This window comes from Wenzhouxiangella sp. YN1 (assembly GCF_056324145.1).
The window spans coordinates 142,827-158,331 of record NZ_JBJNIO010000155.1 but is presented as its reverse complement, the minus strand read 5'-3'; the positions used below and the strand labels follow the sequence as shown (position 1 = coordinate 158,331).

Genomic DNA, 15,505 nt, shown 5'->3' with positions numbered 1-15,505 from the left:
GATATGGCCGAGCAGGACGAGCAGCAGGAACGCACTGAACAACCGACGCCGAAACGGCTCAAGGACGCCCGCGACAAAGGGCAGGTGCCGCGCTCGCGCGAGCTGACCATGACGCTGGTGATGCTGGTGGGGTCCGGCTTTCTTCTGCTTTCGGGTGGCTGGGCCGCCGAGCGCGTCATGGGCGTGCTCGAAACCGGCTTTACCGTTGAGCGTGCGCGGCTGTTCGACGAAGCCTTCATGACCGAATACCTGGGTGAGCAGATCGCCTCCGGGCTGGCCACGGTGGCGCCCCTGCTGGGCGTGCTGCTGGTCACCGCGCTGCTGGCGCCGGCGACGCTCGGCGGCTGGGTGTTCAGCGGCAAGGCCCTGGCGCCGAAGTTCGAACGTCTCAATCCCGGCAAGGGCCTCAAGCGAGTGTTCGGCCCCAAGGGGCTGATGGAGCTGGCCAAGGCCATGGGCAAGTTTGCCGTGGTGGCGCTGGCCGCCGGTCTTTTCATCCGCCACGCCATCGCCCACCTGATGGCGCTGCCTTCAATGGGGGTGCAGGCGGGCATGGCCGCGAGCGTGCAGCTGATCGGCCTGGCCCTGATGACCCTCAGCGCCACCCTGATTGTGATTGCGCTGGTGGACGTGCCGTTTCAGCTGCACAGTCACCACAAGCAGCTGCGCATGACGCGCAAGGAAGTCAAGGACGAAATGAAGGAGACCGACGGCAATCCGGAGGTCAAGGGCAAACGCCGCAGCATGCAGCAGGAGCTGGCCAGTCAGCGCATGATGGAAGCCGTGCCCGAGGCAGACGTGGTGGTGACCAACCCGACGCACTTTGCCGTGGCCCTGCGCTATGAAACCGAGCGCATGGCGGCCCCGGTGGTGGTCGCCAGCGGGGCCGATCATCTGGCGCTGGCGATTCGGCGCAAGGCCGAGGAAGCCGGCGTGCCGCGCATCGAGGCCCCGCCGCTGGCGCGCGCGCTTTACCGTCATGCCGACGTCGGGCAGCCGATTCCTCCGGCGCTCTACGTAGCGGTTGCCGAAGTGCTCAGCTGGGTCTACCGGGTGCAACGCGAGCCCGGCGGCGAGAGGCTGCCGGCGCCCAATCCCGAGGTGGATGAAACGCTGTCGCAGTAGCGAGGGCTGGCCCGCATTTTGCATCACTGAGGGCATGAACAGAGAAAACGGGGAAAATTCGTGATGAACCGGGCTGCCATCATGCCCGCCCTGCAGCGTGCCGGCGCCCTCGGTCTGGGCGCACCCCTGCTGGTGCTGGTATTGCTGGCGATGGTGGTGCTGCCGCTGCCGGCGCTGATGCTGGATGTGCTGTTCACATTCAATATCACGCTTTCCATTGCCGTCATCCTGGGCGTGCTCTACATCATGCGGCCGCTCGACTTCGGCGTTTTTCCGACGGTGCTGCTGTTCGGTACGCTGCTGCGGCTGGTGCTCAACATTGCGTCGACCCGCGTGGTCCTGCTCGAAGGTCATACCGGAACGGATGCGGCCGGTCAGGTCATTCAGGCTTTTGGCGAGTTTGTCATCGGCGGCAACTATGCGGTCGGGCTGGTGGTTTTCACCATTCTGGTGGTGATCAACTTCGTGGTGGTCACCAAGGGTGCCACGCGCGTTTCGGAAGTCAGTGCCCGCTTCACGCTCGACGCCATGCCGGGCAAGCAGATGGCCATCGATGCCGACCTCAATGCCGGCATCATTTCGCAGGAAGAGGCGCGCGAGCGGCGCGAGGAGATCCGTCAGGAAACCGACTTCTACGGCGCCATGGATGGCTCGAGCAAGTTCGTGCGTGGTGACGCCATCGCCGGCATCCTGATCCTGTTCATCAATATCATCGGCGGCCTGCTGATCGGCATCGCCCAGCACGGCATGTCGCTTCGCAACGCAGTCGAGGTCTACACCCTGCTGACCATCGGCGACGGTCTGGTGGCGCAGATTCCGTCGCTTTTGCTGTCGACCGCGGTGGCGGTCATCGTCACCCGGATGTCGCGCTCGCAGGATATGAACAAGGCGGTGCTCGATCAGGTGTTCGGGCAGCCCCGCGTTCTCGCCCTGACCGCTGGTGTACTAGCAGCCATGGGGCTGGTGCCGGGTATGCCCAACCTGGCGTTCCTGAGCCTGGCAGGCATTGCCGGCGGCGCCGCCTGGCTGCGGCACCGCAAGCGCGTTGAGACCGCGGCGGCCAGCCAGCGATCGGCGCAGCGCGAGGCCGAGACGCAGCCCGAGCAGCCGCGTGAGCTGCAGTGGGAAGACGTCGCCCAGGTCGATCCGATTGGCCTGGAGGTAGGGTATCGCCTGGTGCCGCTGGTCGACGCCCGCCAGGGCGGCGAGCTGATGAATCGCATCAAGGGGGTGCGCAAGAAGCTGTCGCAGTCCATGGGCTTTCTGGTGCCGCCGGTACATATTCGCGACAACCTGGAGTTGGCGCCCACCCGCTATCGGCTGACGCTGTTCGGCGTGGTGGCCGCCGAGGGCGAGGTCCATCCCGACCGCGAACTGGCCATCGACCCCGGCGGCGTCAGCTCGCGGCTGCAGGGTACCGAAACCCGGGATCCGGCCTTCGGCATGCCGGCGGTCTGGGTGGAGCCCAGTGTTCGCGAGCACGCACAGACACTGGGCTACACCGTGGCCGATGCGGCCACGGTGATCGCCACGCATCTGAGCCATGTGCTCAAGCAGCGCGCACACGAATTGCTGGGTCATCAGGAAGTGCAGCAGCTGCTGGACGTGCTCGCCAGGAGTGCGCCCAAGCTGGTCGAGGATCTGACGCCCAAGACGCTGCCGCTGGCCGTGGTGGTGCGCGTGATGCAGCGCCTGCTGGCCGAGAAGGTGCCGGTGCGCAACGTGCGTGCCATCTGCGAAACCCTGGTCGAGCACGGCGCGCGTACGCAGGATCCTGATGAGCTGTTGGCCGAGGTGCGGCAGACGTTGGGGCGACAGATCGTTCAGGAGATCAACGGGCTGGGCGAGCAGATGTCGGTCATGACGCTGGCGCCGGAGCTGGAACAGCTTTTGCAGGATGTGGTGCAGCAGGGTGATTCCGGGGTCGTGGAGCCCGGACTGGCGGAAAAGCTGCAGGAAGCGCTGCAGTCGAGCACCCGACAGCAGGAGGCCAGGGGAGAACCCGCCATCCTGCTGGTACCGCCAAGAATTCGCAACATGCTGTCACGTTTCGCCCGACAGGCCGTACCGGGCCTGCACGTGCTCTCGCACGGCGAGATTCCAGAAGACAAGCAGCTGCGGCTGATCGGTCAGGTTTCGCGTTGATGCCAGGCCGGGGCCGTCTGAACAAGTGCAGCAGGAGAGACAGGACGCCATGAAGATCAAGCGCTACGTTGCCGACGATATGCGACAGGCACTCAAGCTGGTGCGCGACGAGCAGGGACCCGATGCGGTCATTCTCTCGACCCGGCATCTTGATGAAGGCCTGGAGCTGATTGCCGCGGTGGACTACGACGAGACTCTGGTCGAGTACGCCATGGGCCGCGGCGCCGGCCGCGGAAACGAAAAGCGCCGCCAGACGCGGGACACCTGGCAGTACGAGCCGCCGGGTCAGGATGCGCCTGAGCCCGACCCGTCGGCGCCGGATCAGGTCAGCCTCAGCTCCGAGCTGGCAGTCGAGGACGCGCCGCAGGATGTCGTCGAACTGTCTGGCCAGGCGCAATCGCGGGCCGCTGCCGGCGACGGCGCCGCGGCTCCCGGCGCGGCGCCGCGGCAGCAGAATGCGGCTGCTGACGCGGTACCGGCTGCCGCCGTGTCGGAATCTTCACTGGTGGGCATGCGGCGTGAGATCAACGTGCTCAAGCGCATGCTCGAGACTCAGATTTCCAGCCTTGCCTGGAACGACATGTCGCGTAGGAACCCGCTGCGCGCCGCGGTGCTGCGCGATCTGATCCGCATGGGCCTGGCGCCGGATCTGGCCCAGGACCTGGCCAGCAAGGCGCCGGTCAGGGAAGGTGACAGCGCGGCCACCTGGCGCGGCGCCCTGGGCCTGCTGGCGCGGCGCATGAAATTCTTTGAAACCGACCCGCTGGCCGCCGGCGGGGTAGTGGCTCTGGTCGGACCCACGGGGGTGGGCAAGACCACCACCATTGCCAAGCTGGCCGCCCGCTACGCGCTCAAGAACGGGCTCGAAAAGATGGCACTGATCAGCGCCGATGACTATCGCATCGGCGCCCAGGAACAGCTGTTCATTTACGGCCGGCAGCTCAACGTGCCGGTCTATGTTGCCCGCAACGCCGACGAGCTGCGGCAGCGCGTCGAGCGGCTCTCGCATGCCGATCTGATCATGGTGGATACCGCCGGGGTCAGTCAGCGTGATACCCGCCTGGTGCGGGCGCTGGAGTCGCTGCAAATGGAAGGCCGGCCGGTTTCCTCCTACCTGGTGCTGGCCGCCAATGCGCAGATGGAATCGATTGACGAAGCGGTGGCCGCGTTTTCGCGCATGCCGCTGGCCGGCGGCATCGTCACCAAGATCGACGAGGCGGCCAGCCTGGGCGGCATGCTGTCGGTACTGGCGCGCTACAGGCTGCCGGTGGCCTGGTCGGCCGACGGCCAGGAAGTGCCCGAGAATCTGCGGCGGGCGAGTGCCCGCCATCTGATCAGCCAGGCTGTCAGCCTGATGAAAAAATCGCGTGCCGGCCGTGAAGATCACGCCCTGGCGCGCCACATTGCCGAAGCGAGGTATGCCAATGCTTGAAGGGGGAAGAAATCAGGCGGCCGGGCTGGAAGGGGTGAGCGCGAAAGGCTCGCGTCAGCCGGTTCAGGTCATCGCCGTGGCGTCCGGCAAGGGTGGAGTGGGCAAGACCAATGTGTCGGTCAACCTGGCTGCCGCCCAGGCGCGGCGTGGCCGCAAGGTGTGGCTTCTGGACGCCGATCTGGGGCTGGCCAATATCGATGTCCTGCTGGGCCTGAGTCCGCGGCGCAACCTTTCGCATGTGCTTGCGGGGGAATGCGATCTCGAAGACATCATCGTCGACGGGCCAGCCGGCATCCGCATCATTCCCGCCGCCTCGGGGGTGCAGGACATGACAACGCTGCCGCCGGAGGCCTGCGGCGGTCTGATCAGCGCCTTCTCCGAGGTCACCGGCAGCGCCGACCTGCTGATTGTCGATACCGCCGCCGGCATCAGCTCGGCGGTCACGCTGTTCGCCCGCGCCGCGCATCAGGCATTGATCGTGGTCTGTGACGAACCGGCTTCCCTGACCGACGCCTACGCGTTGATCAAGGTGCTCTCCCGCGATTACGGCATCGAGCGCGCCCAGGTGCTGTCCAACATGGTCCGCAGCGCCGCTGAAGGACGCGCGCTCTACCGCAAGCTGGCGCGCGTGGCCGATCGTTACCTCGACATCACGCTGCACTACGCCGGGCACGTCCCGCACGATGACTTCCTGCGTCGGGCACTGCAGCAACAGCAGCCCGTAGTCACGGCTTTTCCGGGCTGCCGCGCCACCGAGGCATTCAAGAATCTGGCCGAACAGGCCGATACATGGGGTGTGCCATCGGGTGCCGGCGGCCATCTCGAGTTCTTTCTTGAGCGCGTGGTGGGTGCCGAGCCCGGGCAGGCGGAGGTCGCGCGATGAACGCCACGGCCGAGTATGAAGCAGTGCGCAGCCTCTCCAGCGAGGACCTGGTGGAGCAGTATGCCGATCTGGTCCGGCGGATTGCCTATCACCTGGCCGGCCGTCTGCCGGCCAGCGTCGAGGTGGCCGATCTCATTCAGGCCGGGATGCTCGGCCTGATCGAGGCCGCCGGCCGTTACACCGGCAGCCGGGGCGCGCGTTTCGAGACCTATGCCGGCATCCGGATTCGCGGCGCCATGCTCGATGAGCTGCGCAAGACCGACTGGACGCCGCGCTCGGTACACCGCCGGGTGCGCGAGATGGTCGAGGCCATCCGGCAGCTGGAAATTCGCCTGGGTCGGCGCCCGCGCGATGTCGATATTGCCGCGCAGATGGGCGTCAGCCTGGACGAGTACCACGACATTGCCCGTGAGGCGGTTTTCTGCCGGATGCTGAGCACCGAGGACCTCTCGCCGGTCGACAGTGATTCGGGGGTGGTGGCCGACAAGACGCAATCACCCGAGCGTGAGCTGCAGGAGGACGCCGCGCAGGCGGCCCTGACCGAGGCGATCGCAGCGCTGCCGGCAAGGGAACAACTGGTCATGAACATGTATTACGACGACGAGCTCAACCTCAAGGAAATCGGCGCAGTGCTGGAGGTGAGCGAGTCGCGCGTCTGTCAGCTGCATGGCCAGGCGCTGGCCAGGCTCAGGGCGCGCTTGTCGGACTGACGGATAAACGACACAGCAACGGAGACGCTACGTTGGACAAGAACATGCAAATTCTGGTCGTGGACGATTTTTCCACGATGCGGAGAATCGTCAAGAATCAGTTGCGCGAGCTCGGTTTCGGCAACGTCACCGAAGCCGATGACGGGCGCACGGCCCTGCAGGTGCTCAAATCCAGGCGCATTGATTTTGTGGTTACCGACTGGAACATGCCGGATGTGAGCGGGCTGGAGCTGCTCAAGGCCATTCGCGCCGACGACGCGCTCAAAGCGCTGCCGGTGTTGATGGTCACGGCTGAAGCCAACCGCAGCCAGATCATCGAGGCCGCCGAGGCCGGCGTGAACGGCTATGTGGTCAAGCCGTTTGCCGCCGAAACCCTCAAGGACAAGATTCAGCGCGTGTTCGAGCGCCTGGGGGCGTCGACATGAACAGCGGCAGCGACGATCGCAGACCGGCGGATTATCTGCCCACCATCGAGGCGCTGGCCGCGGCCGCGCGCGGTAACGACGAGGCCATTTTCTACGCCAGCCTGGACGAGCTGACCGCCATGCGCGAGACCAGCCTGTTCCAGGATATCGGGCGGCTGACGCGCCAGTTGCACGAAGCCCTCAACAGCTTTCAAGTCGACGCGCGCGTGGAGACGCTGGCCAGCGAGGAAATACCCGACGCTCAAAGCCGGCTCGATGAAGTGATTCACATGACCGAAGCGTCGGCTCACAAGACCATGGACCTGATCGAGGAGACCATGCCGCTGGCCGAACGTCTGACCGAGGACAGCACGCGCCTGGTGGGCGACTGGCAGCGCTTTCGCGCCCGCGAGATGGCCGCCGACGAATTTCGCAGCCTGGTACGCGAGACCGAGGAGTTTCTCGACAGCTCCGACCACACCTCCGGTGAGATTCGCAAGCGGCTTTCACAGATGCTGATGGCCCAGGATTTTCAGGACCTGTCGGGGCAGGCCATTCGCAAGGTCATCGAGCTGGTCAAGGAAGTCGAGAGCACGCTCGTCAACATGATTCGTCTGTCGGGCAGGCAGTCCGGCGAAACGGGGGCGACGGCAGACCAGTCCGGCAGAAAGCACGAGGAAGAAGACCGGGTGACCAGCCAGGACGAAGTGGATGACGTTCTCTCGAGCCTGGGCTTCTAGCAGGTGAGATCATGAGCTTTCAGATCGACGACAGTATTCGCGACGACTATCTCAACGAGGCCGGGGAACTGGTCGAGCAGTTGGGTGAGCAGCTCGTCGAACTGGAGCGGCGGCCGCGCGACAAGGCGCTGCTCGATACCGTTTTTCGCGCCTTTCATACCGTCAAGGGGGGTGCCGGCTTTCTCGATATCGAACCACTGGTGACCCTGTGTCATTGTGCCGAGGAAGTGTTCGATGCGCTCAGACGTCAGGAGCTGGAAATGCGCACCGAGATCATGGATTCGGTGCTGCACTCGCTCGATGAGGTGGTGGCCATGCTGGCGGCCATGCGCGACGGTCAGGAACCGGCCCCGGCGCCGCCCGCACTGCTTGATCAGCTGCGCGGGTTCGTGCACGAAAAAGCAGCCACTGCAACAACAGCGCCCCGCGCGCAGGATGATCGCAGCGGCGACATCACCGACGATGAGTTCGAGGCCATGCTGGCCCAGGCAGGCGCGGCCGCCGAACCGCCTCCGGCGGCGCAGGGCGAGACGGCTGCGGGCTTGCCGGAATCGGCACAGTCGAGCGCGGACGCGTCGCCGAGCGACGATATCACCGACGAGGAATTCGAAGCCCTGCTCGACGAGCTGCACGGTGAAGCCGCCCCCGGCGGCGATGATGCAGCCGATACCGGCGAGGTGGAGCTCGGCAGCGCGCCCGAGGATGCTGACGGGTCTGATGAAATCACCGAAGAGGAGTTCGAGGCGATTCTCGATCAGGTGGCCCGCGAGTCTGGCGGCACCGACTCGGCGGCGAGTATGCCGCAGGCGCAGGGCGCCGAATCGCCCGAGCCTGCGAGCGCTGCGGAAGACTCGGCAAGCCCACCGGCAGCGGCCCCAACGGCGCAGCGATCGGCGCCGCCGGCCGAGGCTGCGCCTGCCCGGTCGGCCGCGCCTGCGCCGGTGGAGTCGACCGTTCGGGTGGATGTCGCCCGGCTGGATCGCGTCATGAACCTGGTCGGTGAGCTGGTGCTGGTGCGCAACCGGCTCAGCAATCTGGGCGAGCAGCTCAAGCATGAAGAACTGCAGAGCACGGTGGCCAACCTCGATCTGGTGACCTCCGATCTGCAGATGGGGGTGATGCAAACGCGCATGCAGCCGATTCGCAAGGTGTTTTCGCGCTTTCCGCGCCTGGCGCGGGATATGGCCCGGTCGCTCGACAAGGAAATCGAGCTGACCCTGCACGGCGAGGATACCGATCTGGACAAGAATCTGGTGGAAGCGCTCGCCGATCCGCTGGTCCATCTGGTGCGCAACGCCATGGATCACGGCATCGAAACGCCGGAGGTTCGCGCGGCTGCCGGCAAGCCGCGCACCGGTCGGGTCGAGCTCAGTGCCGAACAGGAGGGCGATCACATTGTCATTCGCATCAGTGACGATGGCGCGGGCATCGACGCCGAGGGGCTGCGCGACAAGGCCGTCAGCCGTGGCTTGATCACCGCCGAGGCGGCCGCAAGGCTGAACCGTCGCGAGTGTCTCGATCTGATGATGTTGCCGGGGCTGTCCAGCCGCGAGGAAGTCTCCAATATTTCCGGCCGTGGCGTCGGCATGGACGTGGTCAAGACCCGCATCAGTGAACTCAACGGCAACGTCGAGATCGAGTCCGAGCGTGGAAAGGGTTCCACCTTCAAGGTTCAGGTGCCGCTGACTCTGGCCATTCTGCCGGCGCTGATGGTGCGGCTGCGCCAGCGTCGCTTCGCTTTTCCCCTGTCGCATGTGGTCGAGGTGTTCTTTCTCGATCCCGGGGCGGTGCGTCAGGTCGAAGGGCGCGATGTCATCATGGTGCGCGGCAAGCCGCTGCCGCTGGTTTTTCTTGGTGATTTCATGGAGCTGGCCGACGGCCCGGCGAGCGAGCGCGGTTACGTGGTGGTGCTGCAGGTCGGCAGCGACAAGATCGGCTATGTCACCGACGAGGTGCTGGGCCAGGAAGAGGTTGTCATCAAGCCGCTTGGCGCGCTGCTGCACGGGCTGCCGGGCTTTGCCGGTGCCACCATTACCGGCGATGGCCATATTGCCCTGATCATCGACATCAACGGCTTGATGAAGCGCTTTGCCCCCGGGGAGGCCTGAATGGATATTCTCAGTGCAATCGGTCTGTTTCTGGCGCTGGTGGCAATTGTTGGAGGTTCGATCCTCAAGGGCAGCGGGCTGGCGGCGCTGTGGTCGGCCGCGGCTTTCGTGATCGTGATTGTCGGCACCGTTGCCGCCACCCTGCTGCAGACACCGATGGACGTGATGAAGCGCGCGCTCGGCATCGTTGTCTGGGTGCTGCGCCCGCCGTCGGTCGAGTCCGAACCGATGCTGGAAAAGATTCTCGAGTGGAGCCAGACCGCTCGCAAGGAAGGGCTGCTCGGGCTCGAGCCCAGCGTCGAGCTGGAGACCGATCCTTTTGTCAGCAAGGCGCTGCAGCTGGTGGTTGACGGCAGCGAACCGGAAACGATCCGCAGCATCATGGATGTCGATATCGGCACCCGGGAAGACGCCGACACCCGCGCCGCCAGGGTCTTCGAGGCAATGGGCATCTATGCGCCCACGCTCGGCATCATTGGCGCGGTCATGGGGCTGATTGCAGTCATGCAGAACCTTGCCGATCCTTCCAAGCTGGGTTCGGGCATTGCCGTGGCGTTTGTGGCCACCATTTACGGCATCGGCTCGGCCAATCTGTTCTTCCTGCCGGTGGCCGGCAAGCTCAAGGGCCTGATCGGCCGCCAGACGCAGCTGCGTGAGATGATCGTCGAAGGCGTGATTTCTATTGCCGAAGGGGAGAACCCGCGCAATATCGAGACCAAGCTCAAGGGCTTTGTCCAGTAAGGGGGGAGGCATGGCGCGCAAGAACAGGAAGGAAGACCACCTCAATCACGAAGCCTGGGCGATTCCCTATGCCGACCTGATGACGCTGCTGCTGGCTTTTTTCGTTGTGATGTATGCCATTTCCTCGGTCAACGAAGGCAAGTATCGGGTGCTTTCCGAGTCGCTGGTGGCCGCCTTCAGCGGGGCGCCCAAGAGCATGAAGCCGATTCAGCTGGGTGAAAACAAGGCCACCACTGCCGGCGAGGGGCGCCTGAACGTCGAGCCGCGCAGTATCACCGACCCCGGCATCCTGCAGATGCCCATGGAGTCGATGCAGACACAGCCCAATGCGCCAACCACGGCCTCTGAGCTGGATACCCGTGCGCGCGAGCTCGAGGCGCGCCTGAACGTGATGGCCGACGAGATACGCCAGGCGCTCAGCGACCTGATCGAGATGGATCTGGTGCGCGTTCGTCAGACGCCTTTCTGGCTCGAAGTGGAGGTCAAGACCGACATCCTGTTTCCGACCGGTGTTGCACAGATTTCCGAATCGGCCCGGCCGACGCTACGGCGCCTGGGCGGTATTCTCGAGCCTTTTTCCAATCCGGTTCGTGTGGAAGGACATACCGACAACGTGCCGATCAAGACCAGTCGGTTTCCCTCCAACTGGGAGTTGTCAGCGGCGCGCGCAGCCAGCGTGGTTCGACTGCTGCAGAGTACCGGCATCGAGCCGATCCGCCTGGCGGCCATCGGCCTGGGTGAGCATCGTCCGGCCGGCGACAACGCCACCGAAGAGGGCCGCAACCGAAACCGCCGGGTCGTGATCGTGGTTCTCGCCGACGATCAGCTCCCGGAGCAGTTCGCCCAGGACAGTGATTCAGGCGAGCCGACGCAATCGCAAGACCAGGGCGCCGAAAGTTCCGGCGCGGAGAGTGCATTATGAAAACCTGGGCAATCGCCAACCAGAAAGGCGGCGTGGGCAAGACGACAACGACGGTCAGCCTGGCCGGCTGGCTGATCAAGGCCGGGCATTCGGTACTGGTCGCCGATCTGGATCCGCATGCCTCGCTGACCGGGTACTTCGGTTTTGACCCCGAGGCCCTGGAATGGAGCATCTATGATCTGTTTTCCGGCGACGACAGCCCCGCCGTTGAGCGCCTGATCCTCGAGACTTCGCAGCAGGGGCTCAGCCTGTTGCCGGCCGCTCCTGCCATGGCGACGCTCGACCGCCAGCTGGGTACCCGCCAGGGGCAGGGGCTGGTACTGGCCACGGCACTGAAGGGGCTGCGCGATCGTTTTGACTACGTGCTGCTCGATTGTCCGCCGACGCTGGGCGTGCTGATGATCAACGCCCTGGCGGCTGCGGGTCTGGTGATCGTGCCGACGCAAACGGAATATCTCGCGCTCAATGGCCTCGATCGAATGCAGCGCACGCTGAAAATGGTCAACAAGGCACGCCCTGAGCCGCTGCCGCACATTGTCGTTCCCACCATTTTTGATCGGCGCACGCGCGCGTCCATTCAGGTGCTGCGCCAGCTGCGCGAGGAATATGCAAGCCATCTGTGGGGCGAAGCCATTCCGGTCGATACCCAGTTTCGCGAGGCCAGCAAGGCCGGCGTGCCACTGCCGCAGATGGATGCGAACAGTCGCGGTGCACAGGCGTTTCGGCGGCTGTTGCGCTATATCGAGCGGCTGGATGCGCGCGCCGATGACGGCGTCGGAATGCGGAGGACGGGATGAGCGACCGCGGTTCCAGGCGTCATCTGGTCGCCTCCTCGCAGGCGGTGCAGGACTATCTCGATCAGTTGTTCGGGCAGGTGCGCGAGCGTGGCGGGCAGGACGATTCCGACGCGCCGGCCGCCGCAGAACGGTCGGATTCGCCGACGCCCGGAGCGCGGGGTTCGCAGGCATCGGGTCCGGGTGCGGCCCGGCCGGAGAAGGCCCGGCCCGCGCCAGCGGAGAACGGCGGTCACGACGCGCTGGATGCGCTCGATGAGCCGGACGATGATCTGGCGGGGCTGGACGACGGACGCACCTTTTATCTTTTCGAGGTGGCCGGACTGACGCTGGCCATTCCGCAGGCGCGTTTTGAAAGTGAAATCGCGGTGCCCGAGATCATGACCCCACCGCTGGGGCATGACTGGCGCCGGATCGCCGAAACGCCCTCTGGGCCGCTGATCGTGGTCGATACCGCCGCTTTGATTCTTGATCAGCATGACCGCGGTTTTCCCGACGATCGGGTCACGCATCTGATCGTGCTCGACAGCGGCAACTGGGCACTGGCGGCTCATGGTCCGGGCGTGCGCGAGCCCATTGCCCTGGATCAGGTTCACTGGCGCAGCACGTCCGGCCGGCGCCCCTGGCTGGCGGGTACGCATTCGGCCCGCGGCTGTGCGCTGCTCGATCTCGACGAGATCGGCCGCATGGCGCTTTGAGAACGGCGCGGCGACTGCAGCAACAGGAGATGGAAACATCATGAGCATCAATATCGAACAATTGCGGGCGGCACAGACCGAGGGCGCGGGAACGGATCGTGCCCACTGGGACGAGTGGCTGCAGTTCTCGCTGGGACAACAGCAATACGGTCTCAACGTGCTGCAGATACGCGAGATCATCTGCGCCACTGAAATCACGCCGGTGCCGGGGGCGCCACGGCATGTGCTGGGCATCATCAACGTGCGCGGTTCGATCATCACGGTTGTGGACACTCGCCAGCGGTTGGCGCTGCCGCTGCGCGAGATGCGTGACAGCGACTGGATTCTGGTGATGGATGTCGACGGACAATCGATCGGTTTGCTGGTGGATGAGGTATCCGAGGTCATCGATGTGGACCCGCGCCGGATCGAGTCGATGCATACCAATGACTCCGCCACCGACGCGCGCCACGTCAACGGCGTGCTGTCTCATCAAGACGGCATGCTGGTGCTGCTCGATGCCGCCAGTGTGGTGGGCCTGAAGGACGGTGTCTCCGGTGCGCGCCGTGGTTGAGCGACTGCGACGGCTGCAGCCGCTGCATCCCGCCCGCCCGGTCAAGCGGCGACAGCAGCCGCCGGGCGGGGAGCATCAGGATGACGACCGGCACGACAATGAAACCGGCAGTCAATCCGAAGTGGATGAGCGCGATGACCGTCAGCCGCCGGAACCACCGCAAACCGATGATGATGCCCCCACCGGTGGCCGCAAGGGCGGGCAGGTGGATGAATACGCCGCGCCTGCCGACCCCGGGTAAGATTAACCGGGGTTGGCGCCGGCTCAATAAGACGACTCTTCGGCCGTTGGCATGGCAATCACGGCTGCCGGGTCGTGCTCCGGCTCGTTGGCTGCCCACTGCCTGATCGAGGGCATGGTCGGGTCCGGGCGGCCGATGAAGAATCCCTGAGCAGAATCCACGCCAAGCTCTTCGAGCAGCCTGAGCGTTTCCAGATCTTCGACGAACTCGGCCACCGTGTTCTTGCCCAGCCGTCGTGAGATGTCAGCCATGGAGCGCACCAGCTTGCGGTCGATATGGTCATTGGTCAGGTTGGCGATGAAGCTGCCGTCGATCTTGACGGTGTCGACCGGAAACTGCTTGAGGTGAGCGTAGCTGTTGAAGCCGGCGCCGAAGTCGTCGAGCGCGAAGCGACAGCCCAGGTCGCGCAGTTGCTGCACCATCTTGCGCGTCTCTTCCAGATTGCCGATGGCAGCGGTCTCGGTGATTTCAAAGGTGATTCTCGAGGGGTCGCCCTTGATCTGTTCGAGCTTGCGCTTGAAGAAGGGAACCAGGCTGGCGTCGTTGAATGCCTTGCCCGAGAGGTTGACGTTGAGGCGAATCGGCTCGCTCGAGCCCGCCAGCACCTGCAGCGCCTGCGAGACCACCCAGCGGTCGATGTCGTGAATCAGGCCGGTTTCCTCAGCCACGGTAATGAACTCCGCCGGCGCCATCAGGCGGCCGTCTTCGCCGAGCATGCGCAGCAGCACTTCATATTGTTCAATGCGCCCGGTGCGGATGTCGAGCACCGGCTGGAAGACCAGCCGGAAGCGTTCTTCGCTGAGCGCTTCGCGAATCATCGGTACCCAGTGCAGTGCGCGCCGCTCGCTGACCAGCGCACGATCCTGCTCGTTATAGACATGCACGGCGTTGCCGTGCTGGCTCTTGGCCACGAAGCAGGCCTGGTAGGCGTGAGTCAGGGCTTCGTCGGGAAGGGTATCGTGCGCCGGCGACAGCATGGCAATGCCGATACTGGCCGTGAGCGGGTAGAAGTGCGCGGTATCCAGAAAGCGGGCCTCGGTCAGCCGCTTGCGCAGTTTTTCGCCGGTGTCGATCGCCTGTGCCTGGCTGCAGTCGCGAAGCAGAACGGCAAACTCGTCGGAGCCGGAGCGCGCGACCACATCCTGGCTGTTGGCAACTTCGCGAATGACGCGCGCAATGCGATTGAGCAGTCGGTCACCGGCCTGATGGCCCTCGTAGGTATTGACGATCTTGAAGCGGCCGATATCGATGTAGAGCAGCGCGGTCTCTCCGCCCTGGTCGGGTTGAATGGCCTTGAGCTGCTGCTCGAGATAGGGGCGGTTGAACAGGCCGGTCAGTTCGTCGTGATGGGTCCGATACTTGAGCCGGGCGTTGGTGATGCGATGTTCGGTCCGAGCCAGCTCGAGATGACGTTCGAGCTTTTTCCGGGAGCGTCCCAGACGCTGCAGACGCGCAGCGGTGCGCAGCCGCATGCACAGTTCGCGCGGCCGCAGCGGCTTGATGATCACGTCGGCTGCGGCATCCAGCCGGGCTTCGTCGAGCCGGGCTTCGTCGAGCAGCAGCAGCAGGGGAATGGCCGCGCCGGCCGGCAGCGCATGCAGGTTTTCGGCAAACACCTGTGCCGGCAGATCGGGTGTGGCCAGGTCAAACACGCAAACGCAGGTCTTGCGGCGCAGTTCATCGGCCTGCGATTCGACGTGGCGCAGCGCGTCGATGGCGTGGTCGAAGGAGGTTATCGCCAGCCTGCGCCCGCTGGGGTCGATACAGTCTTCAAAGGGTGCGCCGGCGTTGGCGTCGGGTGATACCAGCAGAACCTGTGTGCCCGGTTGCCTGTTTGCTTTGGCGCTCATCCTTACCCCCGAATCGGTATCGTTTGCCGTGCTCTGACCTCATGCGTGGCCTGGGCGTCCGCGCCCGAGGCTGGCCCTGGCGCGAATGCAGTGCCCGCTTTCAAGGCACAGCGGCAGGCCACGGAGAAACTTTAGCGATATCGGCGGCGCTTGTTGCCG

15 protein-coding genes are annotated in these 15,505 nt (G+C 64.9%); 14 read left to right on the top strand and 1 reads right to left on the bottom strand.

Going from position 1 to position 15,505, the window contains the following annotated elements; genetic code table 11:
- Positions 1-3: 3 nt before the first annotated feature.
- The 14 genes from flhB to ACEWQZ_RS11945 all read left to right on the top strand — a co-directional run bounded on the left by flhB (position 4) and on the right by ACEWQZ_RS11945 (position 13,496).
- A complete protein-coding gene (gene flhB, locus ACEWQZ_RS12010) occupies positions 4-1,125 on the top strand; it encodes a flagellar biosynthesis protein FlhB (protein WP_476483332.1) in 1,122 nt (373 codons plus the stop codon).
- Between the two features lie 63 nt (positions 1,126-1,188).
- Positions 1,189-3,270, top strand: a complete 2,082-nt coding sequence (flhA, locus tag ACEWQZ_RS12005; RefSeq protein ID WP_476483331.1) for a flagellar biosynthesis protein FlhA — start codon at positions 1,189-1,191, stop codon at positions 3,268-3,270.
- Between the two features lie 49 nt (positions 3,271-3,319).
- Complete coding sequence (flhF, locus tag ACEWQZ_RS12000; protein WP_476483330.1) at positions 3,320-4,702, top strand: flagellar biosynthesis protein FlhF; 1,383 nt, start codon at positions 3,320-3,322, stop codon at positions 4,700-4,702.
- The gene (locus ACEWQZ_RS11995) at positions 4,695-5,585 is read left to right on the top strand and encodes a MinD/ParA family protein (protein ID WP_476483329.1); all 891 of its coding nucleotides are present in this window, start codon (positions 4,695-4,697) and stop codon (positions 5,583-5,585) included. Before flhF ends, ACEWQZ_RS11995 begins: the two co-directional genes overlap by 8 nt.
- Positions 5,582-6,295, top strand: coding sequence for an RNA polymerase sigma factor FliA (locus ACEWQZ_RS11990; protein ID WP_476483328.1), 714 nt, complete (start codon positions 5,582-5,584; stop codon positions 6,293-6,295). The genes ACEWQZ_RS11995 and ACEWQZ_RS11990 overlap by 4 nt, the downstream gene beginning before the upstream one ends.
- Before the next feature lie 32 nt (positions 6,296-6,327).
- Entirely contained in the window at positions 6,328-6,720 is a 393-nt protein-coding gene (locus ACEWQZ_RS11985) for a chemotaxis response regulator CheY (protein WP_476483327.1), read from the top strand.
- A complete protein-coding gene (locus ACEWQZ_RS11980) occupies positions 6,717-7,439 on the top strand; it encodes a protein phosphatase CheZ (protein ID WP_476483326.1) in 723 nt (240 codons plus the stop codon). The genes ACEWQZ_RS11985 and ACEWQZ_RS11980 overlap by 4 nt, the downstream gene beginning before the upstream one ends.
- An 11-nt stretch (positions 7,440-7,450) precedes the next feature.
- Positions 7,451-9,547: a chemotaxis protein CheA gene (locus ACEWQZ_RS11975; RefSeq protein ID WP_476483325.1), complete on the top strand. Its 2,097-nt coding sequence runs from the start codon at positions 7,451-7,453 to the stop codon at positions 9,545-9,547.
- Positions 9,548-10,288: a flagellar motor protein gene (locus ACEWQZ_RS11970; protein WP_476483324.1), complete on the top strand. Its 741-nt coding sequence runs from the start codon at positions 9,548-9,550 to the stop codon at positions 10,286-10,288.
- 10 nt (positions 10,289-10,298) lie between these two features.
- Entirely contained in the window at positions 10,299-11,210 is a 912-nt protein-coding gene (gene motD / locus ACEWQZ_RS11965) for a flagellar motor protein MotD (protein ID WP_476483323.1), read from the top strand.
- On the top strand, positions 11,207-12,007 hold the full coding sequence (locus ACEWQZ_RS11960) for a ParA family protein (protein WP_476483322.1): 801 nt from the start codon (positions 11,207-11,209) through the stop codon (positions 12,005-12,007). The genes motD and ACEWQZ_RS11960 overlap by 4 nt, the downstream gene beginning before the upstream one ends.
- Positions 12,004-12,702 carry a hypothetical protein gene (locus ACEWQZ_RS11955; protein WP_476483321.1) on the top strand — a complete coding sequence of 233 codons (699 nt, stop codon included), beginning with the start codon at positions 12,004-12,006 and terminating at the stop codon, positions 12,700-12,702. Before ACEWQZ_RS11960 ends, ACEWQZ_RS11955 begins: the two co-directional genes overlap by 4 nt.
- 40 nt (positions 12,703-12,742) lie before the next feature.
- Positions 12,743-13,255 (top strand): chemotaxis protein CheW, encoded by a 513-nt coding sequence (locus ACEWQZ_RS11950; RefSeq protein ID WP_476483320.1) that lies wholly within the window; start codon positions 12,743-12,745, stop codon positions 13,253-13,255.
- Positions 13,248-13,496, top strand: coding sequence for a hypothetical protein (locus ACEWQZ_RS11945; RefSeq protein WP_476483319.1), 249 nt, complete (start codon positions 13,248-13,250; stop codon positions 13,494-13,496). The genes ACEWQZ_RS11950 and ACEWQZ_RS11945 overlap by 8 nt, the downstream gene beginning before the upstream one ends.
- A gap of 23 nt (positions 13,497-13,519) precedes the next feature.
- Here ACEWQZ_RS11945 and ACEWQZ_RS11940 read toward each other — a convergent pair whose 3' ends face one another.
- Complete coding sequence (locus tag ACEWQZ_RS11940; protein WP_476483318.1) at positions 13,520-15,346, bottom strand: putative bifunctional diguanylate cyclase/phosphodiesterase; 1,827 nt, start codon at positions 15,344-15,346, stop codon at positions 13,520-13,522.
- Between the last annotated feature and the right edge of the window lie 159 nt (positions 15,347-15,505).